Origin of the sequence: Pseudomonas quasicaspiana (assembly GCF_021147825.1) — a bacterium.
Classification (GTDB): domain Bacteria; phylum Pseudomonadota; class Gammaproteobacteria; order Pseudomonadales; family Pseudomonadaceae; genus Aquipseudomonas; species Aquipseudomonas quasicaspiana.
The window spans coordinates 1-1,471 of the sequence record NZ_JAGTPI010000125.1 but is presented as its reverse complement, the minus strand read 5'-3'; the positions used below and the strand labels follow the sequence as shown (position 1 = coordinate 1,471).

The 1,471-nt window shown below is 55.3% G+C and carries 1 protein-coding gene; it reads right to left on the bottom strand.

Annotation, left to right across the window (positions count from 1 at the left end; all coding sequences use genetic code 11):
- Positions 1–280: 280 nt before the first annotated feature.
- The gene (locus tag KDX30_RS29385) at positions 281–1,339 is read right to left on the bottom strand and encodes an IS110 family RNA-guided transposase (RefSeq protein ID WP_231678247.1); all 1,059 of its coding nucleotides are present in this window, start codon (positions 1,337–1,339) and stop codon (positions 281–283) included.
- Between the last annotated feature and the right edge of the window lie 132 nt (positions 1,340–1,471).

The window sequence follows — 1,471 nt, the reverse complement described above, 5'->3', positions numbered from 1 at the left end:
CGCCCTCCCGGCTAAAGCCGGTCCTATGTATGGACTCGCCCCTACATTCAACCTGCTTTTGAACACTGCTACCCGGTTGCATCTATGTATAAGGCCTATTCGAGGAAGCATCATCAGCTTCTGGCCAACATTGGGTGAGCTCGCGGTATGCCAATTACGATAAGGCCTCAAAAGGGCCAGTAGGACCGTAGGCATCTATCCACGACGGTCTGACCAAGGGTCAATGTTCTTAAGCAGCGGTTGAGGTGACCCAGCCCTCCGGTGGCAGAACTCTGTTTTTTCAATGATTCATCGTCGCCTCCTGGCAACCCGCTGGCTGGCGACTATAGGTCTGATCGTTTTGCAGCAGCACCCAGACGATTCGCAGGTTTCGGTTGGCCAATCTGACGGCGGCTCCCTTTTGACCATGCTGGCTTAACCAGCGTCTCAAACGGCGATCATCCGGATGTTCAGAGTCAGGCCGCACCTGCCTTAACACAGCGTGCGCTCCCTGAATTGAAAGGCTGCGAATGTAGCCATCACCGCGTTTGCAAATTTTGCCCAGCCGAACTTTTTGTCCGCTGCTGTTTTGCTCAGGAACCGTACCGAAGTAGGCTGCGAACATTCGTGCATTGGCGAAGCGCCCAGGTTCAGTTTGCTTGGCCAGTAGCGCTGTAGCGATGACAGGACCGATGCCACGTACTGTCATCAGGCGCTTTGCTGTCTTGTCTTCGCGCGCGGCAGCTTCCAGACGCCCCGTCAGCACGTCGATACGTTCACCCAGCTGACTCCATTCGCCCAGCAGTTCGTCGACCAACTCGCGCAACATATCTGGCAATGGCTGGGTTGCGTCTTCCAGTATGCGTGGGACATTTCGGCTTAGGGCCACCGCCCCTTGCGCCATGGCAATGCCTTGTTCCAGCAGCAACCCACGTATCTGATTACCCATTGCGGTGCGCCGCTTTACATACCCTTGCCGAACACGATGCAGGGCCTGCATGGCCAATTGCGCGTTACTTTTGACGGGCACTGAAGCAATGTTTACATCTCGTCCCGAGCGCAATATCGCCAGGACATCGTTGCGGTCATTCTTGGCGCCGCTGCGATGATTGGCGACATGTTGCGCCGGTAAAATTCGCGCCTGATTGCCCTGAGCTTGCAGCAACTGCGCCCAAGCCTGTGCGCCAGGGCCGGTTTCCATCAGCACCGTCACGCTTGACGGCAGTTTTTGTAAAAAGGCTACAAAGGCTTCGCGTGACTTGATTCGCTCTTCGTAAATGACCTGACCAAGGGCGTCTTCTCCGGCTATCTGGAATACGTTCTTGGCAAGATCTACAGCCACTGTTGAACAAGCCGACACATCGGCTGAAGACAAAGCGTTACTTTTGATCGTATGCTTTTTCATGGACTCGCCCTCGCTGTCGTTGGCTTCTTAAGAATGCCACCGTGGCGCTACTGACGCCTCGGCTTGGGCGAGTCCATCCAATTACGG